At 46.9% G+C, this 25,007-nt stretch carries 25 protein-coding genes; 16 read left to right on the forward strand and 9 right to left on the reverse strand.

What is annotated here, in order from left to right; genetic code table 11:
- Positions 1-11: 11 nt before the first annotated feature.
- Genes B3N33_RS07070 through ndk form a run of 7 tightly spaced genes read right to left on the reverse strand, consistent with a single transcriptional unit; the run spans position 12 to position 6,712 of the window.
- Positions 12-1,469, reverse strand: a complete 1,458-nt coding sequence (locus tag B3N33_RS07070; RefSeq protein ID WP_292592716.1) for a 5'-nucleotidase C-terminal domain-containing protein — start codon at positions 1,467-1,469, stop codon at positions 12-14.
- Positions 1,470-1,481: 12 nt separating this feature from the next.
- Complete coding sequence (locus tag B3N33_RS07075; protein ID WP_292588143.1) at positions 1,482-1,838, reverse strand: hypothetical protein; 357 nt, start codon at positions 1,836-1,838, stop codon at positions 1,482-1,484.
- Positions 1,801-3,069 carry a glucose-1-phosphate adenylyltransferase gene (locus B3N33_RS07080; RefSeq protein WP_292588145.1) on the reverse strand — a complete coding sequence of 423 codons (1,269 nt, stop codon included), beginning with the start codon at positions 3,067-3,069 and terminating at the stop codon, positions 1,801-1,803. The genes B3N33_RS07075 and B3N33_RS07080 overlap by 38 nt, the downstream gene beginning before the upstream one ends.
- A 13-nt stretch (positions 3,070-3,082) precedes the next feature.
- Entirely contained in the window at positions 3,083-4,210 is a 1,128-nt protein-coding gene (gene glgD / locus B3N33_RS07085) for a glucose-1-phosphate adenylyltransferase subunit GlgD (protein ID WP_102818945.1), read from the reverse strand.
- A 59-nt stretch (positions 4,211-4,269) separates the two neighbouring features.
- The gene (locus tag B3N33_RS07090; protein WP_102818946.1) at positions 4,270-5,085 is read right to left on the reverse strand and encodes a zinc dependent phospholipase C family protein; all 816 of its coding nucleotides are present in this window, start codon (positions 5,083-5,085) and stop codon (positions 4,270-4,272) included.
- 5 nt (positions 5,086-5,090) lie between these two features.
- Positions 5,091-6,269 (reverse strand): class I SAM-dependent rRNA methyltransferase, encoded by a 1,179-nt coding sequence (locus B3N33_RS07095; protein WP_112109498.1) that lies wholly within the window; start codon positions 6,267-6,269, stop codon positions 5,091-5,093.
- Positions 6,269-6,712, reverse strand: a complete 444-nt coding sequence (ndk, locus tag B3N33_RS07100; protein WP_099829330.1) for a nucleoside-diphosphate kinase — start codon at positions 6,710-6,712, stop codon at positions 6,269-6,271. The genes B3N33_RS07095 and ndk overlap by 1 nt, the downstream gene beginning before the upstream one ends.
- Positions 6,713-6,759: 47 nt before the next feature.
- Between ndk and B3N33_RS07105 the strand changes: the two genes are divergently transcribed.
- Genes B3N33_RS07105 through uvrC form a run of 7 tightly spaced genes read left to right on the forward strand, consistent with a single transcriptional unit; the run spans position 6,760 to position 14,365 of the window.
- Complete coding sequence (locus tag B3N33_RS07105) at positions 6,760-7,788, forward strand: hypothetical protein (protein WP_214079405.1); 1,029 nt, start codon at positions 6,760-6,762, stop codon at positions 7,786-7,788.
- Position 7,789: 1 nt separating this feature from the next.
- Entirely contained in the window at positions 7,790-8,674 is an 885-nt protein-coding gene (locus tag B3N33_RS07110) for a PSP1 domain-containing protein (protein ID WP_214079404.1), read from the forward strand.
- 20 nt (positions 8,675-8,694) lie between these two features.
- Positions 8,695-10,593 carry a transketolase gene (locus B3N33_RS07115; protein WP_214079403.1) on the forward strand — a complete coding sequence of 633 codons (1,899 nt, stop codon included), beginning with the start codon at positions 8,695-8,697 and terminating at the stop codon, positions 10,591-10,593.
- On the forward strand, positions 10,593-11,330 hold the full coding sequence (gene rnc / locus B3N33_RS07120; protein ID WP_099829326.1) for a ribonuclease III: 738 nt from the start codon (positions 10,593-10,595) through the stop codon (positions 11,328-11,330). Before B3N33_RS07115 ends, rnc begins: the two co-directional genes overlap by 1 nt.
- Positions 11,327-12,142 carry a 50S ribosomal protein L11 methyltransferase gene (locus tag B3N33_RS07125; RefSeq protein WP_214079402.1) on the forward strand — a complete coding sequence of 272 codons (816 nt, stop codon included), beginning with the start codon at positions 11,327-11,329 and terminating at the stop codon, positions 12,140-12,142. Before rnc ends, B3N33_RS07125 begins: the two co-directional genes overlap by 4 nt.
- Positions 12,112-12,645: a DUF501 domain-containing protein gene (locus B3N33_RS07130; protein ID WP_214079401.1), complete on the forward strand. Its 534-nt coding sequence runs from the start codon at positions 12,112-12,114 to the stop codon at positions 12,643-12,645. Before B3N33_RS07125 ends, B3N33_RS07130 begins: the two co-directional genes overlap by 31 nt.
- Positions 12,638-14,365 (forward strand): excinuclease ABC subunit UvrC, encoded by a 1,728-nt coding sequence (gene uvrC, locus B3N33_RS07135; protein WP_214079400.1) that lies wholly within the window; start codon positions 12,638-12,640, stop codon positions 14,363-14,365. The genes B3N33_RS07130 and uvrC overlap by 8 nt, the downstream gene beginning before the upstream one ends.
- A 34-nt stretch (positions 14,366-14,399) precedes the next feature.
- On the opposite strand, the gene B3N33_RS07140 is transcribed toward uvrC, so the two are convergent.
- Together B3N33_RS07140 and B3N33_RS07145 are read right to left on the reverse strand one after the other, a co-directional pair.
- Positions 14,400-14,672, reverse strand: a complete 273-nt coding sequence (locus B3N33_RS07140; RefSeq protein WP_099829322.1) for an HU family DNA-binding protein — start codon at positions 14,670-14,672, stop codon at positions 14,400-14,402.
- Between the two features lie 129 nt (positions 14,673-14,801).
- The gene (locus tag B3N33_RS07145; RefSeq protein ID WP_292592719.1) at positions 14,802-16,127 is read right to left on the reverse strand and encodes a TrpB-like pyridoxal phosphate-dependent enzyme; all 1,326 of its coding nucleotides are present in this window, start codon (positions 16,125-16,127) and stop codon (positions 14,802-14,804) included.
- 793 nt (positions 16,128-16,920) lie between these two features.
- Here B3N33_RS07145 and B3N33_RS07150 point away from each other — a divergent pair.
- The 9 genes from B3N33_RS07150 to B3N33_RS07190 all read left to right on the forward strand — a co-directional run bounded on the left by B3N33_RS07150 (position 16,921) and on the right by B3N33_RS07190 (position 24,993).
- Positions 16,921-17,811 carry a carbon-nitrogen hydrolase family protein gene (locus B3N33_RS07150; RefSeq protein ID WP_099829320.1) on the forward strand — a complete coding sequence of 297 codons (891 nt, stop codon included), beginning with the start codon at positions 16,921-16,923 and terminating at the stop codon, positions 17,809-17,811.
- Positions 17,812-17,813: 2 nt separating this feature from the next.
- Positions 17,814-18,998 carry a CaiB/BaiF CoA transferase family protein gene (locus B3N33_RS07155; protein WP_099829319.1) on the forward strand — a complete coding sequence of 395 codons (1,185 nt, stop codon included), beginning with the start codon at positions 17,814-17,816 and terminating at the stop codon, positions 18,996-18,998.
- Positions 18,995-19,684, forward strand: coding sequence for a DUF2877 domain-containing protein (locus tag B3N33_RS07160; protein ID WP_214061308.1), 690 nt, complete (start codon positions 18,995-18,997; stop codon positions 19,682-19,684). Before B3N33_RS07155 ends, B3N33_RS07160 begins: the two co-directional genes overlap by 4 nt.
- A gap of 133 nt (positions 19,685-19,817) precedes the next feature.
- The gene (gene fdrA, locus B3N33_RS07165; protein WP_292592721.1) at positions 19,818-21,350 is read left to right on the forward strand and encodes an acyl-CoA synthetase FdrA; all 1,533 of its coding nucleotides are present in this window, start codon (positions 19,818-19,820) and stop codon (positions 21,348-21,350) included.
- A 2-nt stretch (positions 21,351-21,352) separates the two neighbouring features.
- Positions 21,353-21,532, forward strand: a complete 180-nt coding sequence (locus tag B3N33_RS07170; RefSeq protein ID WP_103134321.1) for a hypothetical protein — start codon at positions 21,353-21,355, stop codon at positions 21,530-21,532.
- The gene (locus tag B3N33_RS07175; protein ID WP_214079397.1) at positions 21,516-22,781 is read left to right on the forward strand and encodes a DUF1116 domain-containing protein; all 1,266 of its coding nucleotides are present in this window, start codon (positions 21,516-21,518) and stop codon (positions 22,779-22,781) included. Before B3N33_RS07170 ends, B3N33_RS07175 begins: the two co-directional genes overlap by 17 nt.
- 12 nt (positions 22,782-22,793) lie before the next feature.
- On the forward strand, positions 22,794-23,585 hold the full coding sequence (locus B3N33_RS07180; RefSeq protein WP_099829314.1) for a cyclase family protein: 792 nt from the start codon (positions 22,794-22,796) through the stop codon (positions 23,583-23,585).
- A gap of 26 nt (positions 23,586-23,611) precedes the next feature.
- The gene (locus tag B3N33_RS07185; RefSeq protein WP_292592723.1) at positions 23,612-24,493 is read left to right on the forward strand and encodes an FAD binding domain-containing protein; all 882 of its coding nucleotides are present in this window, start codon (positions 23,612-23,614) and stop codon (positions 24,491-24,493) included.
- A complete protein-coding gene (locus B3N33_RS07190; RefSeq protein WP_099829312.1) occupies positions 24,490-24,993 on the forward strand; it encodes a (2Fe-2S)-binding protein in 504 nt (167 codons plus the stop codon). The genes B3N33_RS07185 and B3N33_RS07190 overlap by 4 nt, the downstream gene beginning before the upstream one ends.
- Positions 24,994-25,007 lie beyond the last annotated feature (14 nt).

Consider the following 25,007-nt stretch of genomic DNA (forward strand, 5'->3'; position numbering starts at 1 on the left):
TTAATCTAAAACTACTTTCTGGTTATCCTTCCGCTATCGGCGTAAGCGGTTATCGGGCTTATCTCTCCAACGAACTCAACCACTACATCTGCCAGCACGAATCCGGTGTCGTAACCGGAGAGTCCTGCAAGGACCGTATAGCCGTCACCGCCAGAGGCAAGGTAGTTATTTGTAGCAACTTTGTACACCTTATTGTCATCAATGGGAGCTCCGTTCACAAGAATATCCTTGGCCTCGCCATTCTCTATTACATAAGTTACTCCGCTTACCTGAGCCATCGCTCCCTGCCCTGGTTCTCTGGTTGCCGTGTACTCCAGAAGATCTCTGAGGGCTGTCCCCGGTACATCAACAACGTAAAGTGTATTTCCGAACGGGAGTACTGTAAGAATGTCACGATATGTGATCGGACCAGCCTGAATCGAAGCTCTGATACCACCGGAATTGGTTATTGCAAGGTCCGCTCCGGACTTCCACACCATCGCGTCACAGATCAAGTAACCGAGGTTTGTGTCTTGGGCTCTAACTACTCCCCTGTCACCCTCAAGCTTGATCGTTGTTTCACCGACAACTATGCCAAGAGCTTCTCCTCCGGCCTTCTTGAAGTAATCAAGAACAGTTGCCACTGCGAAGTCAGGTTTTATCTCTTCTGCCAGGACAGGAAGATTCCTGAAAGAAACGAAGATTACCGTTCCGTCGACGATTTCCAGATCGAGCTTGCCCACATTCTTTGCCCATTCTCCAGCAGAAACGATAATTGTTTCGTTGATTATTTCAGGTCTTTCATAGAAAGTGTGGCTGTGTCCGTCAACAATAACATCGATTCCGTCAACCGCCTTGGCAAGCTCCCAGGAATTCGGGCCCGCAAGAACCGGATTGCTTCCCATGTGTGTAAGAGCGATAATTATATCCGCCTGGGCCTCCAGAAACGGTATGATTTCCTTGGCGATTTCTATGACATCCATCCATTCGTAGTCCTTGGCGTACAAGTATTCAAGGATTTCAGTCTCCTGAGCAGTGAATCCTACTATTGCAACCTTTATTCCGCCAACTTCCTTGATAATGTATTCCTGGAAGGCCGGTTCTCCGTCCTTGTAGATATTGGCGCTGAGGAACGGGAAGCTAGCAATGTCCATCTGCTTAGCAAGTACCGATGCGTCGTTGTCAAATTCGTGATTTCCGATAGCCATCGCATCGAGTTTCATAAGGTTCAGTGAAACTATGTCTGGAGCTGCATCCTGCAGGTCCGACTCTGGAACACCGGTGTTCATGTCACCTGCGTGCAAGAAAAGAGTGTTGGGATTCTCCGCTCTAGCCTGGTTGACCAGAGTGGCTACGGCCGCAAGCCCGCCGAACTCGCCCTCTGGCCAAATGTGTCCATGAGTGTCGTTGATATGGACAATCGTAAGTCTCTGAGCCATGACAAATACGGCCATGACTAACAGTAGGGTAATCAAAAGAACTTTTTTCATACTTCTACCTCCTTATAGAATATCGGTGATTTCTCCAATTAACTCGAAATCGAAGTGCCTATCTCCTTCACTTATATGGTAATTGATTATTTCTATTTCTGCGCAGTTTGAAGAGACAGTTCTTGAGCTTTTTGTAACCAGGAAACCGTTGAGTTCCGTTTCGGCCGGCTCTGCAAGATACAACGATTTCACAGTGAGAGCCAGTCTGAAATACCAAGAACCAAGGCGCCTCGCATTCATTATTGTCTCTAGGGGAACAAGCGATGTAACAATTGTCGTACAGATTATCAGTATAGCTATCAACAACGAAAAATAAGCTACTCCTTTGCCTTTATTCTCTGGGCGAGATGGTCTTGCCGCCAGCCACATCTCCCTCGAAGTCCTCCTCTTTAACGTGATTGAGAACTGCGCTGTTTCTACCTATCTTAAGATTCTCGGGAATGATTACGTCCGATCCGACAACGACAATACCCGAATCATATATGTGTGGTTGAGATTCGTGTGGCACTTCGTCTCCATAACCAACAACCACCCCATCTCTAACTGTCGTTCTCTCTCCAATTATCCCCTTGTCTATGACCACATTGCTTCCAATTTTGGAGTTTGTCATAATCACAGAATTCTTAACAACCGAACCTTCTCCGATCTGCACGCCTTGGAAGATAACTGAATTCTCTACTCGACCGTAAATCTCTGCCCCTTCGTTAATCAGGGAGTTTCTGACATGAGAACTGGTTCCGACGTAAGCAGGGAGATACTCTTCCGTTTGGGTGTAAAACCTCCAGGAAGGATCGTGGAGGTTCAGTGGAGGAATAGGCCGTGTTAGCTCTATGTTTGCTTCCCAGAGAGATTCGATCGTACCGACGTCTCTCCAGTATCCTTCGAAGACGAAAGCGAAAAGCCTTCCAGCGTTATCATGTACGATCTTCGGCAAGATGTTCTTCCCGAAATCATTGTCACTCTCGGGATCCTTTTCATCTTCGATTAACCTTTCTCTAAGGAACTTCCAGTCAAAGACGTAAATCCCAAGAGAGGCAAGATCCGACTTCGGTTGTTCAGGCTTCTCCTGAAAGTCGACTATTTTGTTTTCAAAATCCGTTATCATCATGCCGAATCTATTAGCTTCAGACAGCGGAACACGCATACATGCTACTGTTCCCGTGGCACCTTTCGAGAGATGATAATCGATCATTTCGTTGTAATCCATAGAGTAGATGTGGTCGCCAGAAAGGACTACAACAATTTCTGGGTCGTAATCATCGACAAAATCAATATTCTGGAATACGGCATTTGCCGTTCCCTTATACCAGTTTGAATCTCCCTGAGCGATGAACGGCGGGAGAATGACTACCCCCCCATCCTTTCTGTCAAGATCCCAGGGACGACCTATTCCGATATGCCTGGAGAGAATGTGAGGCCTGTATTGAGTAAGCACACCAACTGCGTAGATTCCAGAATTCACGCAGTTACTAAGTGCAAAGTCGATTATCCTGTACTTGCCTCCAAAAGGCACCGCCGGTTTTGCAACCTCATCGGTTAGTAATCCCAGTCTTGTACCCTGTCCGCCAGCTAGAATCAATGCTACTACTTTTTTGGCCATACAATCACCCGCCCTATATTACGCCGTGTTTTTCGATCACTGTGGGCTCTTCGCTCTCACCAACGAAACTTCTCCCAAGCCTAACTGTGCAGTACTTGTCCATAATTACGTTTTCTATGTAAGCGCCTTCTTCGACGAGGCAGCCCTCAAGGAGAACTGAGTTCTTAACGGTTGCCCCTGCCATAACTCTAGTATCTCTGAACAAGACTGAATCTTCGATTCTTCCTCCAATTACGCATCCATCTGCAATGACTGAGTTGTTCATAGATGCCGTTCCGGTGATCTTCGGAGGTGGAAGATCCTTTAGTTTCGTAAATACTCTACCGTTCTCGTAAAACAACTCTCGTCTGATCTGAGGATCCAGGATATCGAGATTTGTCTTGAAATAGCATTTCTTGCTCTGCTTGATATCCCGCCAATACCCGTTGTATCTGTACTCTCTAACATTTAGCGAAGAGAGATTAGGAGAGATAATACCCTTAACAAGCTCGTTATAGCCGTTGGGAACCGCTGAGTAGAGAAGTTCTCGCAAGAGGAACTTGTTTACGAAGTAAACACCAAGAGCAACGCAGTCTCCCTCATCAGGGTTCTCAGAGGCATTTTCCTTCTCTATCCACTTTATTACTCTTCCGTTCTTGCATATGACTCTATCCATACCTTTCATACCACATTCACCATTCTTGTTTCCTGTTAGGACGGTTATGTCGGCCACCGTATCGAGATGATACCTGAATATCTTGGTAAGGTCAGTCTTGAAAATATGATCTCCAGAACCAATCAGTACCGAGTCTTCGTTCCCTCTCCGAAGTATGTCTATGTTCTGGAACAGAGCATCTGCAGTTCCCTTGTATCCCATGGAAGGATTATACGGTGAGTAGTAAGGCTGCAGAATGAAAAGACCGCCCTGTTTCCTGTCAAGATCCCATTCTTTACCGGAACCTATGTGGTCCATTAGGCTTCTAGGGCTGTATTGAGTAATAATGCCAACCTTCGATACCCCGGCATTGATCATATTACTGAGCGTGAAATCGATGGACCTGTACTTTCCGAAAACCGGTAGTGCGGCACTTGTACGAACTTGCGTAAGGGAACTCAAGTACTCACCTCGTCCACCTGCCAGGATTATTCCGAGAACTTTCATATGATCACCGCATTCCAGATCTGGATGCGATCTTCCTCCCTTCATCTCGAATTTGTTAGTCAGTACTCCATTAATGGTAAATTGGTCATGAGAGAGACCCCGGGTAAAGACAACTCGCCTACGCCGTCCAGATAACTCTGCATAAAATGGACAGCCTTGTCGAAGGCATCGCTGTAAAGTTCTTCAAAGGTCTTTTTACTCTCCCATCCAGCTATACTGTGAAACCAAGGTTTCATTTCCAGATTCAGCGGATCTGTATGAGTGTCTTTGAAAAAAGCCTCTTCCGGAGAGCCTTCCTTGATGCTGAATCTCTTGAGAATGATGCCCAGTCTGGAACGACCGTATATCCCCGCGAAATACTCGTTCATAGAGTTTATTGCCTTCTGGATAGAACAACCTTTCACTCCGTAGTACTCCTCAGCAATCGCTCTGTAAAGATCTTCTAGAGCTTCAGGTAGAGACTTGGAAAACTCGGCAGTCGGATCAAGGTCAAGAATAACTGCCTCTACTCTGTTCTTCAGTATTACTTTGTCTATCATTGTCTCAAGCTGCCGATACTTATATCCATTTCCCGCACGGGCGACAATATAATGATTAACGGTTGCATCGAGAAAGTAATGGCATATCACCCCGAGAGAGTAGAAGCGAGAGATCTCTTCGGCTCTTCTGCAGACCTCTTCGGCAAAATCATCACATCTCAGCGTATGAGAAAATCTCCAGAGAGAAAACTCCGGATCTTCTCTTGAGCAATACTGTCCAGGATCAGTAAAGAGGCACCCAAGATTGAACTCCTCTCTTTTGTCGGCTTCAAGATCGAGTCCTATTTCTTCCAGAACATCTTTTCCATACATGATATGAGTCCAGAAGCCGGGCAAAAAACTCACTCCTTCTCTACGAAGCCCCACAGACACTTCAAATAAAGGCTTTCAGGAACCTCCAAAAGCCACGGATGATCAGGTGACTGCAGAGTGATCGCCAAATGCGAAAACCTCAAGCCTCTTCTTTCTGTTGATCTTCTTACAGACTCTACTAGATGCTCAATCCCAATATTGTAGGCGCAAGTGCAGAGGCCGAGGATTCCCCCATCCTTCATTAACGGTAGCGTGCTCTCTACTAGCTTTCTGAAAAGTGAAATTCCATGCGGAAGCTCTTTCTTATGCTTAACAAAGGATGGCGGATCCAATACTACTATATCAAAATAGTCATTCTTTTCAAATTCATTAAGGAAGGCAAGAACATCGCTCTGGACTAACTGCAGCCGGTTATCCACCTTGTTCACTACGGAGTTCAGTCTTGCCCTTTCTAGATCTTCTTCCGACTTGTCGACACAAATCGCCTCTGCTCCGGAGAATGCCATGTTGAGTCCAAAGCCGCCCGTAAAAGAGAAGAGATCTAGCCCCTTTTGAAGCGACAGCTCCTTAGTAATCTTTCTGCAGAATGCTCTGGAGTCTCTTTGGTCAAAGAAGAATCCGGTCTTCTGGCTGTTCTTGACATCTACAAGAAATCTTAGGCCGTTTTCCTCAATTTCGATTGAGTCCGGTACCTTCCCGCAAAGCAGGCCGGTGTTTCTCTCAATTCTGTCGTCCACACCCATCTCAAAGTCGCTGCGTTCGTAGATTCCCATCGGGCTCAGAAGATCTGAAAGAAGGGTGACGATCATTTGCTTTCTTTCCTGCATGATCAGATTTCTGAACTGCACTGCTAAAAAATCGCCGTATCTGTCAACTACAAGTCCAGGAAGTCTATCCCCCTCGCCATGGATTAGCCTGTAGTAAGGTGTATCGAACAGCCTGTCTCTTTTCTGCAAGGATTTATTCAGAAGCTTTCTGAAGAAAGCCTCTCCCAGTTCTTCATCATGATTAGTTAGAACCATTATCGACCTCGTTGAACCAGGGTTGAAGAAGCCTTTCCCCAGGAACTCGTAAGTAGAAGAGAAGACATTGACTTCGCTTACTCTATCTGCAGAGCCTTCAAGAGAGAGGATTTCATCTTTGAAGATCCACGGGTAAGAATTCAACACCTTTCCTTCCTTTCCTTTTTTTATTTGCGCAATTAGCATCAGAGCTGCCCTTCAATCAACAGAGAATAGTCAAGAATCTCAGTTTTGTCAAAGAAGATATTCGTTTCGCGAATTGCACTTTCAATACTGTCTGAAGCGTGGATGAGGTTCTTTCTGACGGAGACGCCGAACCTTCCACGAATACTTCCCGGGTCTGCCTGGACCGGATCGGTTTTCCCGATGAGGATTCTCAATCTCTGAACGGCATCCTCACCTTCAAGAACTATTGCCACAACTGGGCCAGATTGTATGAAACCGAGCAAAGGTTCGTAGAAGTCTTTCCCGGCATGCTCCCTGTATAGTTCTCTAGCTTTAGACTCTGAAATCATAAGCATTTTGAGAGCTAATATCTTAAGACCTTTTTCCTCGATTCTTCTGATTATCTCTCCTACGAGGCCTCGCTGAATAGCGTTTGGCTTCAGATAAGCAAATGTTCTCTCCATAATACTTCCCTCCAATCAAATTCGTCATTCATTGCTATAATTAAAACATGGAGTGGTTCAACGGAGTAGTTAGCGACAGACTTGCCCGATTCTTGGCTCGAAATTCGGGAATAAGCGTGACTTTGGTAGGCAGAGACAGCGAATACTTGAAGACTTCGGCTTTGTCATTGGTCGAGTCCGATCCAAAATGGAACAGAAAGAGATATATTGAAGATTTTCTTCTTATAGAGCCTGAGAAAGGGAACATCGGAATTGACAGAGTGCGGGATATTGAAGAGATGATGCTCCACAAGCCTTCGGGAGGCAAGAGAAAGTATGTATTGGTCCATCAATGTGAAAAGATGACAGATGAGAGTGCAAATGCCTTCCTAAAAATACTCGAAGAGCCTCCCTGTTTTGCAACGCTGATAATGACCACTACTTCATGGCAGTCTCTTCTTCCCACAGTAAGGAGCAGAACGGTCTCTGTCGTTGTTGATGTTCCTGAAGAACTGATAGGTAAATTGAGAGATAAGTATGGGAATAGCGTATCGAGAATCTACGCATGTGCGCGACAGAACTTCTCTGTTCTTCGGTTCTTTCTTGATCAGGAAGTCGAGTCCATAGACTGGGGTTCGATGGAGGTTCCTTCAGACCTCAACGGACTGGTTTCTGTACTGTCTGAGAGTGAAGTTAACGAGCCGATAGATATTGTTAGACGAAGAAGAGCATTTGCTGCTCTCTGCAGAAGCATCGTAGAATCTGACAAATTCTTCACAACCTTCAGAGAAATCTCGCCTCTATTCATTGGGCAGGGCTCATTTGAAAGATCGCGTGAGCTCGTTGAAGTAGCCAGAAGCATACTGAGAGATGTAGTAATTCTATCGGCAGATACTTCCAGTAACTCTGTTGTAAACCTCGATCTGATAGAATGGCTAGTGAGTTTCGTGCCGGGAAAGGAGATCCTGGCAGATTTTGCTTGGTGTGACAGGTTCCTTAGACAGAGGACCTCATCTCAGAACTCGAATCTCGTTTCATTCAGAGCTCTGTACTCGGTTTCGAGGAGCCTCGTAAGAAGAGAAAACGGAGGTAATTAAGATGCCTGAAATATATGGAACTGTATATGGAGTCGAGTTTCATTCTGTTGGCAAGCTTTATCAGTACACATCTAGTGAACAGCTCCTAAAGCAGGGAGATCGTGTGCTTGCAATGAGTGAGTTCGGACTGGATGTGGGTAAGGTCATGTATGGACCAGTTGAGATTCGTATAGATGACTCAAAGGAAGAGCTGAAACCGATCGTTAGGGTAATGACTGATGAAGACTGGGAGACTCATGCAAAGAACAAGGAAGAGGCCGAAGCTGCTATGAATACCTGCCAGGAGCTGATAAAAAAGCACTCGCTTCCTATGAGATTGCTCGAGGCGAGATATATGTTTGATCGCTCAAGAATAGTCTTCTATTTTGGTGCCGACAGCAGGGTCGATTTCAGAGAGTTGGTGAAGGATCTTGCCAGGGCATTCAGAACGAGGATAGAGCTCAGGCAAGTTGGAATAAGAGATGAAGTTAAAATGACCGGCAGCCTCGGGTTGTGCGGCATGACAGCTTGCTGCGCCCGCTTCTTGAGACAGTTTGAGAGTATAACGCTCAAGCATGCGAAGAAGCAGCAATTGCTGATAAACCCTGCAAAGATATCCGGTAGGTGCGGAAGACTGCTTTGCTGTCTATCCTATGAACAGGAGCTCTATGAAAATGAGTTATTGGATATCCCTGATGAAGGATCTCTTGTCGACTATGAAGGAAAGACTTGCAAGGTTCTGACGGTGAACATCTTCATGAAAGTGATCACCCTGGTTGCAGATGACGGCCAGATGCTCAAGGTTCAGTTTGATGACTTTAGAATGAGCCAGAGATCTATTATTCAGGACACAAATCCCGATGAGCTAATAAAGAATAGAGACGAGGATATTTCGATTGACGGTTGAAGTGTGAATGGAGGTTGGATATGGCGCGTTTGCTGACGAAAGATGAGATTAAGAGACTAGAAAACCTTGGAAGAGTGTGCAGGGGAGACATCATAAAGATGACCACAGTTGCAAATTCCGGTCATCCGGGCGGTTCAATGTCATCGATAGACATATTCCTATCCGTTTATGATTTTGCAGAGAAAGATCCGAAGAACCCCTACGATCCCGAACGCGATAGGGTTGTTGTAAGCCACGGTCATACATCTCCCGGGGTATATGCGACACTTGGGAGATTGGGTTTTATAGACATTGACGAGGCAATTGCCGGATTCAGGCATCCCGGATCGATATTCGAGGGTCACATCACAAGAGGGATTCCTGGCGTAGAATGGACTACAGGAAATCTTGGGCAGGGGTTGTCCGTAGGTGTTGGCATGGCCCTTGCTTCGAAAATCAGAGGGAAAAACAACAGGGTGATAGTAGCCATGAGTGATGCCGAACAGGCAAAAGGTCAGGTGGCGGAGGCAAGAAGAACGGCCAAGAAATACGAGCTCAATAACCTTGTTGTTGTTGTCGACTACAATGATGCTCAGATCTCCGGAAAAGCGAGCGACATAATGTACGTGGACATTAAGGCAAACTATCTTGCTGATGGATGGAAGGTTATAGAGGTCGACGGCCACGACTATGCCGAGCTCAATGAAGCTCTCGTGGAAGCGTTCGATTCAAAAATCCCCGCAGTCATAATTGGCAGAACAGTTATGGGAAAAGGTGTTTCCTTCATGGAGGGTGATGTTTCGTATCACGGCAAACCTCTGGATATGGAGAAGGCCGCCTCTGCGCTTGCCGAGCTTGGCCTTGAAAGTGATATCGAAAGATATGTCGAAATGAGGAAGGAGCTTCCTTCTTATCATGAACATGTGCGCCCCATAGACGAAGTGGTAAGACCGGTCACGGGAGATTCGATAGTTTATCCTGTTGACAAGAAGACCGACAACAGATCGGCCTTTGGAAGGGCTCTCGCAGATATTGGAAAGCTGAACAAGGGAAAAGTTCCGATGATGGTTGTTGATTGTGATTTGAAACCCTCAACGAAGGTAAACGAGTTCGAGAAGGTCTGGCCGGAGAACTTCGTTCAGATTGGAGTTCAGGAACATAATGCGGCAACGGTTGCCGGTGCTGCGTCCGTATGTGGTGTGCTTACTTTCTTTGCAGACTTTGGAGTCTTTGGAATCGATGAAACCTACAATCAGCAACGGCTGAACGACATAAACAAAGCAAACGTCAAAGTTGGGGTGACCCATGTGGGAATAGACGTGGGAGAAGATGGAAAGACTCACCACTGTATTGATTACATTGGGGCCTTGAGGAATCTATTTGGCTTCAAGCTGATCGTACCGGCAGATCCAAATCAGACGGACAAAGCTGTAAGGTATGTGAGCGCGACTGAAGGAAACTTCGTCATCGCAATGGGAAGATCTACTATGAATCCAATTTCCGATGAGAGTGGAAGAGCTTTCTTCGGCGATGGATACAAGTTTGAATATGGCAAGGTCGATGTTGTCAGGAAGGGAAAGGGTGTAACCATAGTTACGACCGGTCAGGTAACCCATAAGGCCGTTGAGGCTGCAGATAAGCTCAGGTCAGAGGGAATAGAAGTCACGGTTCTTAACGTCAGCTGCCCTCTAGAAGCGGATTTCGATAGCGTCAAAGAACACTTGTCCAAAGTCGTTATAACCGCAGAAGATCACAATGTGGAGAGTGGATTAGGCACGATTCTATCGGACTATTTGATCGACTCGAAGATAATGCCTGAGAGATTTGAGAAGCTTGGTGTAGAGAGATATATGTTCTCCGGTGATAATGAGCTGCTATTCGATCTCTGCGGTCTTTCGAGCGGCAAAATGGTTGAGAAGATCAGGAGAATTGCCCGGTAATGCTAAGCGTCGAGGAAGAAAAGCAAGTAAATGAGTTTTGCAGAATAAACGGAATTGAAGCAAACAGAGAGCTCGCTTTCAGGGCTCTCTGCCATTCCTCGTTCACCAACGAGCTCGCGCAGAACGGAGAGAGGATTCTGGAGTCAAACGAAAGGATGGAGTTTCTCGGAGATGCGGTTCTTGAACTGTCACTTGCGAAAACGCTGTTTGATGAATACTCATTGTCCGAAGGCGACATGTCGAAAATCAGGGCGATGGTTGGAAGCGAAAAAGTACTTTCCGATGTCGCAAGATTCATGAGGATAGGAGACTTCGTCTTTCTGGGAAAAGGAGAGAGGCAAATGGGTGGGTCTGATCGAGATTCTATTCTCGCAGATACGTTTGAGGCAGTTCTTGCTGCAGTCTTCTTGACAAGTGGATTTGAAGCCTCGGTCAGTTTTGTTCAGTCAAAGCTTTGCGACTATATTGATCAGGCGGTCAACGGCGAGTTGATTCTTGATTACAAGACCTCACTTCAGGAGTTAACCCAAGCTCGTTTCAGTTCTAGACCATCATATGAAACGATTCTGGACGAAGGACCACCTCAGGACAAGTGGTTCAAAGTCGGTGTTTTCTTGGATGGAAAGATTGTCGGTGAAGGAGAGGGTAGGACGAAGAAAGCGGCAGAACAGCTTGCCGCGAAGCACGCTCTTGAAGCTCTTCGTAAAGGGCTCGATAAGGCAGGTGCTGAGAAGTGAAGTACAGACATTTAGTCTCTTTTGTTTCAGAAGAAGAAAGCGACTTGATTGAGGGAATCAGCTGGAATGAAGGATTCTCTAATCTCTTCTTCGAGAAGACCGTCGACTCTGGAATTGCTCTGCATGTACTTCTTGAAGAAGGGGAGGAACTACCTTACTTCCTAAGTAAGATGGAGTTCTCCGATCTAGGGTTCACCGAACAAAAGGATTGGTTCGAGAAATGGAAAGAGACTCTGGTACCGTTCGAGCTCTGCAAAAGCGTTGAAGTCCTTCCTCTTGAGGAAGAGGAAAGAGTGGTCGATCCGAATAAGATCGGAATTATACCGGGAATGGCGTTTGGCACTGGCCTTCATGAGTCAACGAAGCTGGCTGCCTCTCTTCTTGTTGAAGCCGTTGTCAGAGGCTCTAGAGTTCTTGACGTGGGTTGCGGCACAGGTATCCTCTCGGCAATTGCTGCGAAGAAGGGCGCATCACAGGTCGTGGCGCTCGACATAGACGAGCACTCGGTAGAGAAGACCAATGAGACAGCAAGGATAAATGATGTGTGTATAGATGCAAGACAATCGGAATTTCTCTCCTCTGTAAAACCCGAAGAGCGTTTTGACATAATTGTCTCGAATATGATTGTAGAGCTTTTGAGAGAATTTGTTCTTGACCTAGAGAGTTTTCTAGATGAACACGGCACCGTAATCCTCTCGGGAATTTACAAAGACAAGTTCAGTGAGATCGGAAACCTTATTGAAGGAACCTTTCTTATAGAGAGCAGCAGGGAAGACGGAGATTGGAAAGCGATAAAATTGAGAAGAAAATAGTCTCTCTTCAACTAGGGAGAGAACTGAAGAACGACTTCAGAGTAGCCAGAGTCTGCGAATGGGGATTTCCGCAAGTTATTGAGTCCTCCCTCATTTCTTATGGAAAGCCCTTCCCGACGCTTTTCTGGCTGAGCTGCCCCTTCTTGAAGGAGAAAGTCTCCCGTCTTGAGAGCGGGGGAATGATAACTGAATTCGAGAAGAGAATCGAACGTGACGGCGATTTTGCAGACGAGTATCTCAAAGCTCATGAAGAAACCACGTTGATCAAAAAGAGAATCCTCGGTCGGTGCACTCTATCTGAATCGCAGAAGTTGCTGCTGCTTGGTAGAGGTATTGGAGGGATAAGAAATCTGAAAATGGTTAAGTGTCTTCACCTGCAGTTGGCTAACTTTCTTGGCGGTGTGAACAACCCCATTGGACGAGAAGTATGGAGTCTCTTAGAAAGAACCCGTTGTTCATCTGAGAGAGTCATTTGCAGAGAGTTGTTGAACCGAAATGAATGAACAAATACTGAACAAGGCTTCACAGCTTCCGGAAGAACCCGGAGTTTATATCTTCAAGGACGAAAAGAATGCAATAATCTACGTAGGAAAGGCAAAGAAGCTGAAGAGGAGAGTCCTCTCATACTTCAGAGAGTCGACGTGGTCTCAGAACGAAAAGGCCAGACGCATCGCCGAAGAGTCGGAGGATCTGGACTTCATAATGGTCACATCCGAAAGAGAGGCTCTGCTTCTCGAGGCCAACCTAATCTTCAGTAAAAAGCCGAAGTACAATGTATTCCTGAAGGATTCGCGTACTTATCCATACATATACATATCCGCTGAGGAGTATCCTTATATTGCGATCACGCGAACAAAGGAGCTCGAAGGCACTTATTTTGGTCCATACACGAGCGCCGGACTTGTCAGAAAGCTACTCGAATTCCTACAGAAAGTCTTCAAGATTCGCACATGCACATATGATCTCGGCAGGATAAAGAGACCCTGCTTTCTATATCATCTGAAAATGTGTTCGGCACCTTGCGTTGAAAAGGTCTCTCCTGAAGAGTATCAAGAGCAGCTTTCTGCGCTAACCGAATTCCTTGAAGGGGACACGATAAAAGTTAGAGAAGCTCTCCTCAAGAGGATGACTGTATTGTCGGAGGCTCTTCAGTTCGAAAGGGCGGCAGAAATAAGGGACATTCTGTCGTCGATGGATGACCTTTACGCCTTTCAGGGGGTTGAAGCCCCGCTAGATTTGAAGGCAGACATATTGGCCGTTTCGGCCGGGCTCGCTGCCCTGCTGCAGGTAAGGGGAGGAATGCTCTTGGGAAAGCTGGTTTTCGACTTCCCGGATGGTACTCCTATGGATTTCATTACCCAGTTTTACTACGCCAAGAAGAACAGAATTCCAAAGTCTTTAATCGTAACCGGTCTGAAGAAAAAAGATGTGAGGCAATTCAGAAGAGATTTTGATTACATTGGAGATCCCCGTGATGAGCAGGAAGAGAGACTTCTGAGTATCGCCTTCAAGAATATCGACGAAGAGCTGAAGATAAGACTTAATGCGGCTCATTCGCTGCGACAGGCTCAGCAGATACTTGGACTGAAGAGATTTCCCTCGAGAATCGAGGGGATCGATATCTCTCATACACAAGGTCTCTACACAGTCGCTTCAGTAGTAGTTTTCGATAACGGTAAGCCGAACAAGTCGGAGTACAGAAGGTACAGAATAAGCGAGCTTGAAGAACCAAATGATTTCGAAGCAATGGCAACCGTAGTCAAACGGCGATACACAAAGTACCCTCTCCCCGATCTTCTGCTTATAGACGGAGGAGAACCTCAGTTGAGAGCAGTTGAGAAGGCATTTGCAGAGATAGGGATCGAAGAATACGAGATAGTTGGACTCGCAAAGGAGTTCAACGAGCTTGTGTTTCTTGATAATCGCGACAGAGTAAGACTCAAAGAAGAACATCCGGTGTTGAGAATGATCATCTCTATAGACAATGAGGCGCATCGATTCGCAATTAACTATCACAGAGTTCTGAGGGAGAGGAGATTTCTAACTTCGAAGATAGATGATATTCCAGGAATAGGACCCAAAAGAAAGAAGGCACTCTTGAAGGCCTTTGGAAGCATCAAAGGAATCTCAAAGGCCTCTGAAGATGACCTCCGCTCTGTCTTGAAAAACAGTAAGGCGGTTGAAGCCGTAACGAGATGGGCTAGTGAAAAAAGTGGAGACTAAGCTCCACTTTCATCTCTTATCGGCAGGACAATTATTACTGAACTTTCTCTTTTAGCTCTTTGCCAGGTCTGAATTTCGGAACCTTCCCGCCAGGAATCTCGATAGCTTCCTTCGTTCTCGGGTTGACACCCATCCTGGGCTTTCGCATGGTAACTTCAAACGTTCCGAAACCTATTAGCTTAACTTCCTGGTTCTTTGAGAGTTCTTCCCCTACCACGCCGATAAAGCTATCAACTACGTCTCCGACAAGTTTCTTGGTTGCTCCAGTTCTTTGTGCAAGAACAGCGATAAGTTCTTTCTTATTCACAGGTACACCCCCTAGCTAGAATTCAGATCACAACCAAATTCTAACATTTTCTAATTGACTTCTGCAACATAGAATCATCTGAAACCGTTTGACGAAAAGGATTTCAACAAGTCAATGCTCTACAATGCCTTATGGGCGCAGGTTGTCGAAGTTGAGCACGTCCTTATGCGCCTCGATTGTGCTAGTGTAAGAAGAGAGGTCTAGAACGCCATTCCCGCTCAGAGTGAACACAATAACCTTCTCTTCTCTGTTTTTCCTTGCCTCAATTGCTCTTCGAACAGCACCTGCAATTGCATGGGTTGACTCCGGTGCGGGAACAATACCCTCCGTTGTAGCGAAGAGAAGACCTGCTTTGAAAGTCTCTTCTTGAGGGAAAGCTTCCGGAGTGACAATGCCTTCTTTCACTAATCGCGACACGAGAGGAGCCGCACCGTGATATCTGAGACCACCGGCATGAATTGCGGGTGGAACAAACTCTCTCCCAAGCGTATACATCTTCAGCAGCGGCGTGAATCCAGCAGTGTCTCCGCTGTCGTACCGATACTCGCCTTTAGAAAGCGTAGGACATGATTCTGGCTCGCAGGCAACGAACTCAATTTCCTCTCCTTCGAATACCCTCTTCACAAACGGCAAGATTGATCCGCCGAAGTTTGACCCGCCACCGTGACAGCCAAGAATCGATGAAGGCTTTTCGCCAAGGATCTCCAGCTGCTTTTCAATTTCCAGACCAATCACTGTCTGATGAAGAAGAACGTGATCGAGAACACTTCCGAGAGAGTACTTTTTCGTCTTAGAATTCAGAACGATTTCGATAGCCTCGCTAATTGCCATTCCCAAGGAACCTGAGAAATTCTTCCTGTCTTTGAGGAACTTCCTTCCGCTTTCGGTGTGTTCACCAGGGCTCGGCTCAACCTCTCCATTAAACATTCTCATCATGTGCTGTCTCATTGGCTTCGACTGGAAACTGTTTCTCACCATGAAGACTCTTACCGTCAAACCGAATTTCCTGCCCGCATACGAGAGGGCGCTACCCCACTGTCCGGCCCCCGTTTCAGTAGTTAGCTCGGTTATTCCATCGGCCTTGTTGTAATAAGCCTGCGCTATTGCCGTATTCGTTTTGTGACTTCCGGTCGGGGAGTTGCCTTCATACTTGTAGTATATCCTCGCTGGAGTGTTGAGATACTCCTCGAGAAAGGTCGCCCTTATAAGTGGACTGGGGCGGAATACCACATACTCATCCAGAACGGGCTCAGGAATAGGGACGAACCTTTCTTCACTCATTTCCTGCTCAACAATCGACTTCGCGAAGATCGCCATCATATCTGCAGGATCGATCACCTCATTGGTTGCCGGATTCAAAGGCGGATCCATCTTGAATGGTAAGTCAGCCTTTATGTTATACCAGCTTCGTGGAAGCTCCTCCGACTTCAAATTCACAATAATTCTTTTCTTCATGCCAATATACCTCCTCAAAAGTAAAGGGGCTCTCAACAATGAGAGCCCCTTCAATATGGGTTTACCCTAGTAGCGAAAGGCTAACCCCCACCGAAGGGGCAGCTCCACCACCAGAACATATTCAGTTTATTAAGAAATTGATTGACAACCATAATAATCCCTCGCTGAATTAGCTTAACCAAATATACTACTTCGGTATGTTACAAGTCAAGACGTAGGCCGACCGAATTCCACCATTGACCGGGCACGCATTGTGACTTTACCGGAGTCATATAGCATCTGCCATCGACATTCCTCAAATCGTAGGCTGATGGGACAACACCGGCAACCCCTACCCGGCCGGCCATGAGGAAGACAAAGCAAAGGCAAATGATCGAAAGCGAGAGATATTTCAACTTTTTGAGGTTCAGGGGTATCCTCCTTCCAGACAAACCGTGCTGATCGCCATGATGGTACAGTAGCATTATGAAATAAACGGAATGAAAAATAGCTTTCATCTTCGGTCACAACCATATTCATCCCTTGTTTGTCTACTATTCCTCACTTACTTGTCTTACTCCCCTGGGGGTGACCAAAGACCTCTGCTCTCGTCGAATAAAGGAGAACCAACAATTCGTAACCTTTGAGTCTGGAATGGTTCTTTCTAAAGAAAAGCGCGAGACAGCCTGAAAGGAGTGGTTGTTCAAGGATGATCAGTTGTAAAGTCTGCAAATACCATTTCTCAATTCCGCCGTTGATGTGCTAGATTGTGAAATATAGGTACTTTTTATGTTAAATGAAAGGATTGCTGACTATGAAGAAGTTTGTGGCCGCAGCTATTCAATTTGAAGCAGAACCAATGAGGGTGGCAAGGAATCTGGAAGCTGCATATCGCTGGATAACCAGGTGCAAACAAGAAACGGGAGCCTCGCTGATAGTTCTGCCTGAAAGCTTTACTACGGGTTTCACCCCGCTCGGAAACGCGAATTCGCTTTGGGATACCGTGGAACCAATTCCCGGCCGTCTTACACATGAGGGAGTGAAGTGGGCTCGTGAATTTGGGATATACTTGTGTTTCCCCACCTATGAACGCGGAAGAGAGCGAGGGGTTATATACAACAGCGCTGCTATTCTCGGCCCCGAGGGAATTCTAGGAGTATACAGGAAGACACATCCTTTCCCCACGGAGAGACTGTCGGCGGGAGGTTGGACAACTCCTGGAGTCGATCCGTTAGTTGTTTCGACACCCATTGGCAACATCGGTGTGGTGATCTGCTATGATGGGGACTTTCCCGAGTTGGCAAGAGTTACGGCTCTTAAGGGGGCGGAAGTAATCTGCAGGCCCTCGGCATTTATGAGATCCTTTGATCAATGGGAGCTCACGAACAGGGCGAGGGCGTATGACAATCATGTTTACTGGGTTGCTTCGAATCTCGTTGGCAAGGACGCAAGCGGAGCGAATTTCTTCGGCTCGTCAATGATAGTCCACCCTTCTGGAGCAAAGCTAGTTCAGGCTTCAGGGTGTGAAGAATTCGTTTCTGCCGAACTCGATGAGGATCCGATTAAGAAGATAGTTCCTGGGACGTCTAGAGACCAGATCTTCGACCACATAGAAGACAGAAACCTAGATTCGTACAGGGATATTCTTGCTGAAGGAAAAAGCGTGTTTGAACCTTCAAAACGAATTCCGTACAGGAGGAGATAATTTTGGGTAAACCCCTTGAAGGGCTTTTCGTATTAGATCTTACCCGTGTTCTAGCGGGACCGTTTTGTACGATGCTGCTCTGCGACATGGGCGCAGCTGTTGTCAAAGTTGAACGACCCGATGGGGGCGACGATTCGAGATCATTCAGCCCCTTTGTTGGTGAAGAAAGCGCTTATTTCATGAGTATAAACAGAGGAAAGAAGAGCATTACTCTCAATTTGAAGACCGAGGAGGGAAAGAAGCTTCTCGAAAGGCTGATCGAGAGATCCGATGTTCTGGTCGAGAATTTCAGACCGGGCGTTTTCGAAAGGCTGGGCTTCTCCGCCGAAAGGCTGAAAGAGATGAATCCGAGGCTCATATATACTTGTTCTTCGGGCTTCGGGCACTCCGGTCCCATGAGCCAGAGAACAGCCTATGATTTGATCATACAGGGATTGAGTGGAATCATGAGTATAACCGGTCCCGATGAACAGTATCCAACGAAGGTAGGAAGCTCCATTGCAGACATATTTTGTGGAACATTTGCGTGTATAGGAATACTTGCGGCACTTCAGAGTCGAAACAGCACGGGGTCTGGACAAAAAGTGGATGTTGCTATGCTAGATAGTATGGTCGCTGTCTTGGAGAACGCAATAGCAAGATATGCGGCAACCGGAGAGATTCCGACTCCAATTGGAAACAGGCATCCATCAATTGCGCCATTTTCTTCCTTTGAGACTCTGGATGGAATGATAAACATAGCTGTGGGAAACGATGGCATCTGGAAGAAATTCTGCAAAGCTATCGAAAGAGCAGACATCTGCGAAGATCCGAGGTTTGCGAATAACCCGTCAAGGGTGAAGAATATCGATCAGTTGATGGAGATTATAGGAGTTCAGCTTAAGAAGAAAACATCCAAGGAATGGCTCGGCACCTTTGAGGCACTGGACATCCCCTCGGGCAAGATAAACAACGTCGCCGATCTTTTTGAAGACGAGCAGATCAAAGCAAGAGAGATGATTGTCGAGGTAACTCACAGGAATGGAACTGTGAAAATGCCTGGTGTGCCAATAAAGTTCTCTGAAACACCGGCATCAATTTCCGGACCTGCGCCATTACTCGGTGAGCATAACGAAGAGATCTATTCGGGAATGCTGGGAATAAGTCTAGAGGAGATTGAAGAATTGCATGAAAAAGGGGTAATATGATTCTTCTTTATCCTTTTCAGAGAAGCGCAGATTGGGGAAACAAAGTCGAAAAGCTTACTGTAAGAAGTGCTTATAGAACGGCCTTGAACCTGATGGATCATTGCGGGAGAAGATACTCTGTCTTGCTCGACCCTGAGGACTATCTTCCAAGATCGTCATTAATTGAGGCATTTCCTCCCCTTGAGGTAGGTCAAGAGATTAGGGTCGGTATTGACGGTGCCTCTGTGGGCTTTGATCCATCTCAAATCGACGGTTTACCGGATAAGAAGCTGAGAGGCCTTTGGCTTGAATGGTTGGAGTTCATGGATGCAGAGGAGCTTAGCTGCCTTCATGAAGCTATTGATGAACCGGAGAGATTGATTGGACTTGGACCGGGGTATACACCGGCAGGTGATGACTTTTTGGTTGGCTGGATAATGGCTCTCCGTTTCACGGGTAGAAAGAAGAGCTTGTTGACAATCGAAAGAGAGATGCTTGATCGAAAAACGAGCTGGTTCTCGTCAGAAATGATAAAGGATGCTCTTGAGGGTAGATTCTGGAAGAGAGGAATCGAACTGGTTTCAGCTATTGCAGACGGCGATGCAACCCGGGTACTTGAAAAGACAGACAGTATCACAAAATGGGGTCATCTGTCGGGAAAGGCGTGGCTTGCCGGCCTTGCCTATGGACTTGAACTTGGTGAATGACTGTATTAGAGATATTGTTAGGCTTAATGGGAAAGACTAAGATAAGTCGTTCTATCGGTATCGATAGGTTTCGGAATCAGGTCGGAGCAACGGGGATTTTCTTGAATTACCTTTGTTGCTTGTGGAGGTTCAAATGAAGAGAATCGAGGTCGTGAAAGGCGAATACTACGATAGCGTCACTCTGATGCTTGTGGCTAAGGAGCTTAAGAAGATTGAGGGAGTCCATGATGCTTCGCTGAATATGGCAACAGAGGCAAACATAACCATCATGAGAGCGGCCGGGTTCGAAGTAGACACGGGTTTGCTTTCACCCGACGATCTGCTGATCGGAATCGACTACGAAAGAGAAGGGATGGAGGACATCTTCGAAAGGGCCCGTTCCTATCTTGCCTCGCCTCCCTGGAAGAAGGAAGAGAAGGACACCGAGTATTCACCGGCAACTCTTCAGGGAGCTCTCTCTGTACTTCCCGAAAGCAATCTTGCTCTCATTTCTCTGCCCGGTAGATATGCAGCAGCAGAGGCTATGAAGGCCCTCAAGAACGGTTTGAACGTAATGCTTTACTCCGACAACGTCACAATTGAAGATGAGATTGAACTTAAACGTTTCGCGGAGAACAACGATCTAATCGTAATGGGCCCGGATTGTGGTACAGCTGTTATCAATGGGAAAGGACTTGCCTTTTCTAACGTGTGCCCTACAGGTCCGGTTGGAATTGTCGCGGCATCAGGCACCGGTCTTCAAGAAGTCATGGTGCAGCTCTGCCGCCGGGATGTTGGCGTCAAGCATGGAATTGGAACCGGAGGCAGAGACGTGAAGAAGTCAGTTGGAGGAATATCATTCCTGAGAGGCATACGAGAACTGGCAAAAGATCCCGACATTTCACTGATTGTAGCCGTTGGAAAGCCGCCTGCGCCGGAAGTAAGAGAGAAGATTCTGGCTTGCCTCAAAGAAACACAAAAGAAGAGCGTGATTTGCTTTATGGGAGATGATCCTAGAAAAGATGAAGACGAACTCTTCTACACTACGGAACTTGAAGAGTGCGCAGTTGTGGCCGAGGCCCTTATAAAAGGCAGAGACGTTTCTATGGCTCGAGATAAGTTGAAGGCAGAGTACGTGAAGTTGGCCGGAAAGAGACCTGTAGGCGTGGTTCATGGAAAATATGTAAGGGGGCTTTTCACTGGCGGCACTCTCTGTTACGAAGCGCAGTATATAGCTCAGGCACACATAAATCCAATCTACGGAAATGCTCCGTTGAGGGAAGATCTCAAACTGGAGAACAGCTTGAAACCAGTCGGACACTCATTCATCGACTATGGCGAAGACGAGTTCACTCAAGGGAGATTACACCCCATGATAGACCCATCCTTCAGGGCCGAACAGGTGAAACAGCAATCCGAAGACCGTTCGGTAGCTGTCATCCTTTTCGATGTTGTCCTCGGGTATGGAAGTGCTGATAATCCTTCGTTCGACGTTGTTGAGGCAATCAAGTCTGTAAATAGAGAAACAAAACCGATATATATAGCTTATGTCTGCGGGACCGACGGGGATCCTCAAGATCTTGGCAGGCAGAGGGCCCTGTTGGAGGAAGCAGGTGTTATAGTCTGCGAGAGCAATGCAAGAGCAGCTCTTCTGGCTGCCAGTTTAGTTTCGAGAAAGGAGCGTTGACTATGTCCTTCAAAGATCTACTCGATAATGGTCCGAAAGTAGTTAATCTTGGGATGGAAAGATTCTATCTCGATCTTCAGGATCAGGAGGTACCCGCAGTGAAGGTCAACTGGAGACCTCCTCTTGCGAAGAGCTCACTGATGGATAAATTGAGAAAGTTAAGAGGTGAGGAAGTTGAATAGTATTGAAATGGCAAACTCCATCGCATTTGAAAGGCTTCTGAAAGCCGAGCCCCATATTGTAGATCTCGGCATGGCAAAAGATGTTATTCCGGACTTCAAAGAGAAGATGATACTTCATGCAGGACCGCCAATAACCTGGGACAGAATGTCGGGACCTATGATAGGTGCCGTGACCGGTGCGATCCTTTATGAAGGCTGGGCCGAAACTCCGGAGAAAGCAAGGGAGTTTGCTTCGAAAGGAAATATCTCATTTGAACCTTGCCATCATCATAACGCTGTCGGCCCAATGGCAGGGATAATATCCCCTAACCTGCCGGTTTGGATCATTGAGGAAAAGAATTCTGGAAAGAGGAGCTATGCAACGCTGAACGAGGGACTCGGTAAGGTCTTGCGAATGGGAGCGTTCAGTGAAGAGGTTATTGAGAGACTGAACTGGATGCGAGAAGTTCTGTATCCTGTCTTGAGAAGCGGGGTCCGGAAATTCGTGAACGATAACGGGGGTCTTAACCTTAAGAGTCTTATATCTCAGTCTCTACACATGGGGGATGAGCTTCATAACCGAAACAGGGCAGCTACTTCACTTCTCATTCGTACCCTCGTACCTTCTATGATTGATGCGGAGGGGAGCAACCCTGATCTCTCCAGAGTCGTTAAATTTGTGGCGGGAAATGATCATTTCTTTCTTAATCCCGGTATGGCGGCGGCAAAGGTCTCGCTCGACAGTGTTGGTTACGTCGAAGGATCGAGTATGCTCACCATAATGGCTCGCAACGGTACAGACTTCGGGATCCAGATCGCCGGAATGAAGAACAAATGGTTCACCTGCCAGGCAGCCTTGCCCGATGTCTTGCTCTTCCCTGGCTTCACAAGGGAGGATGTCAATCGAGACATAGGAGACAGTGCGATTATGGAGACTTACGGCTTAGGTGGTTTTGCCCTGGCTGCGGCCCCTGCGATCGTCCAGTTTGTTGGAGGTACGCCTCAAGATGCAGTGAACTACACAAAGGAGATGTATGAAATCTGTATAGGAGAAAACAAGCACTTCACAATTCCCGCACTGAACTTCCGTGGAACTCCCACAGGAATTGATCTAATCAGAGTTGTGGAGACAGGCATCACGCCTATCCTGGATACAGGCGCAGCTCATCGAGAGGCCGGTAAAGGGCAGGTGGGTGCCGGAATTGTTAGGATGCCTTCTGAAGCTTTTGTAAAGGCAGCGGAAGCGTTCGTCGAGGAATATTCCAAATAAAGGAGGAAGAGTATGATACCGAAAAACTGGGACAAGATCAAGATTTACGAGTTATCTCAACCGATCAGTCATCTGACACCGCCATGGCCAACTTATGAGCCGCTTCAGATCAAATTCTTCAAGAGGTTGGCTCCAAACGGTGCGAACGGTCAACTTCTTACTCACTCTAACCATGTCGGGACCCATCTGGATGGTTCGCTGCACTTTTGCACTCATGGTAGAGACATCGCAAGCATACCTCTGGACGAACTCGTTGCGCCAGGAGTTATCGTTGATCTCTCGGACATTGCAGAGGATTACGGGATCTACACATCAAAGGACATAGAAGAAAGAGTGGAAGTAAGAGAAGGCGACATCCTTATCATCAACACAGGGTATCACAAGTACGCTTACGACCAGCCTGAGGCAGACGAAGTAAGATACATGATCAAACACCCTGGGCCGACAAGAGAGTTTGCCGAGTGGTGCAAAAAGAAGAAGATAAAGTGGATAGGAGTTGACTGCGGTTCTGCCGACCATCCAATGAATACAAAGATCCGTGACTGGATGCCTGTTCAGGCGAAAGAGTGTGACCGCTATATGCAGAAGAAGTATGGTAAGTCCCTTCAAGAGATCTTCCCCGACGAGGACTACCAGCTTATGCATGTGCTTCTCTTCCCGTACGACATTATTCACGCCGAGAACGTTGGTGGAGAGATAGACAAAATATTGAACAAGAGAATGGTTATCGGGTGCTTCCCGTGGAGATTTGTCGGCGGAGAGTCTTGTATTAGTAGAATAGTTGCGTTCGACGAAGAGGAATAAATCCAACCGAAAGAGTGGCGATATGAATGCATGATTTCGTTCTGGAAAGGCCGCGCTCACTTTCCGAGGCCCTGGATGCACTTGGACGTCATGGAAAGAATGCCATAATCAAGAGCGGCGGTACTGACGTTATTGTCTGGCTACATAAATCCATAAAGGAGCCGGACTATATAATCGACCTAACGGCAATCGAGCAGCTAAAAGGAATAACGATAAACGAGGACAATGTGGAAATCAGGGCGCTCGTAACTCTTAGTGAGATTATAGAAGACAGCTCAATGAAACGTTACTTCCCTGCGCTGGTGAAGGCTTGCAGGGCACACTCGGATCCACTGATAAGGAATCGGGCAACCGTTATAGGCAACGTCTGTGCTGCGGTTCCTTCCGGAGATATGATAGCTCCTCTGGTATGCTATGACGCCAAAGTTGAAATCACAGGATCAAACGGCACCCGGAAAGTCCCGGTATCCGAATTCATAATCGGACCCAAGAAGACCTCACTGGCAGTCGACGAGGTTGTGACAGGAATAAGAATCGCCATACCCGTAGTTGAAACAAGCGGTTGCTATCTCAAAGCAATCAGAAGAGAGGCTCTGGATATAGCTCAGGCAGCCGTCTGTTGTACGCTCTTCAAGGGGGATAACAGGGAGTTCAGGATTGCCTTCTGTGCCGTATCTCCCAGACCACTGAGAGCGACGGAGGCGGAAAAGCTCCTCAATTCTTCCGGTAATATAGATGACNNTGACAGGGTTATCAAACGAGCCGCAGAGCTCGCAGCTGGAGCTGTTGATCCCATTACGGACGTGAGAGCATCCAGAGAATACAGGATCGACATGATTGCCGAACTAACGAGCAGGGCGATTTCTTGTTGTCTGGAAGGTCCCGTGGAAGAAGGTGTTCGCAGATGAAAGACAAGCATGTGACTCTGACACTCAACGGCCGAAAAGCCACCTTGATAGTCGAGGACAGAACGACCCTTCTCAATGCTTTGAGAGAATACGGTGTTACAAGCCTGAAGCGAGGCTGCGAAGAGGGAGAGTGCGGAGCATGCACGGTTATCATAAATGGACTTCCTCAAAAGTCTTGTCTTGTCCTTGCGCGAGAAGCCGAGGGTGCGGAAGTGCTAACAGTAGAAGGGCTTGTCAAAAAAGGCAGGCTTCATCCGATTCAGCAGGCCTTCGTAGATGAAGGCGCAATACAGTGCGGTTACTGTACTCCGGGGATGGTCATGACAACCTATGCATTGCTCAAGAAGAATCCGTCTCCTTCTGAGGAAGAGATAAAAGAAGCTCTCTCGGGAAATATCTGCAGATGCACGGGTTATCTCTCGATTATCCGGGCGGTCAAGAAAAGTGCCGCCATTCTCTCCGGAAAGGTTAAAGGAGGTGAGTTGCGTGAAGACGATTAAGACAAAGACAGGAA

The organism is Mesotoga sp. UBA5825 (genome assembly GCF_002432955.1).
Lineage (GTDB): Bacteria > Thermotogota > Thermotogae > Petrotogales > Kosmotogaceae > Mesotoga.